The sequence below is a fragment of the Corynebacterium sp. HMSC05E07 genome, assembly GCF_001807225.1.
In the GTDB taxonomy this organism is placed as follows: Bacteria; Actinomycetota; Actinomycetes; order Mycobacteriales; family Mycobacteriaceae; genus Corynebacterium; species Corynebacterium singulare.
This window is the reverse complement of sequence record NZ_KV788269.1, coordinates 1-682: the sequence shown is the minus strand read 5'-3', so window position 1 is coordinate 682 and position 682 is coordinate 1. Positions and strand designations below refer to the sequence as shown.

Below are 682 nucleotides of genomic sequence, written 5' to 3'. Positions count from 1 at the left end.
CGGCGTGATCGGCTCGCTGCTGGGCGACCCTGAGACGTGGATCACCCGAGCGTTGGTGGTCCTGGTCGCAGCGTCACCGTGCGCGCTGGCGATCTCCGTGCCGCTGACAGTCGTGGCCGCGATCGGGGCAGCCAGCCAGTTCGGCGTGGTCATCAAGTCCGGCGCAGCGTTCGAGCGACTCGGCGGCATCCGTCACCTAGCGGTGGACAAGACCGGAACCCTCACCCGCAACCAGCCCGAGGTTACCAGCGTGGTCCCGGCAGACGGATTCAATCGGGCGCAGGTGCTTACTTTCGCGGCGGCAGTTGAGCAGCAATCGACGCACCCCCTCGCCGCGGCGATCGCGGCGGCGGAGCCCGAAGCGCCCGCTGCCCTGGACATCAGCGAGGAAGCCGGTCATGGCATCGGCGGCACCGTCGAAGGCCGACGGGTGCTGGTGGGCAGCCCCCGATGGATCGACGCCGGGCCACTGAAGGCAGACGTTGAGCGCATGGAATCCGAAGGCCAGACCTGCGTCCTTGTCACCGTCGATGACGCTCTCGCCGGGGCGATCGGGGTGCGCGACGAGTTGCGGCCCGAGGTGCCCGATGCCGTGCAGTCCCTGCACGACAACGACGTGGAAGTAAGCATGCTCACCGGTGACAACACTCGCACCGCCCGGGCGCTGGCTGAAATCGCCGGA

The 682-nt window shown here is 68.6% G+C and carries 1 protein-coding gene; it reads left to right on the top strand.

Annotated features, from left to right (window positions below; all coding sequences use genetic code 11):
* A partial coding sequence (locus HMPREF3149_RS10805; protein WP_246819999.1) for an HAD-IC family P-type ATPase occupies window positions 1-682 on the top strand: 682 nt, incomplete at both ends.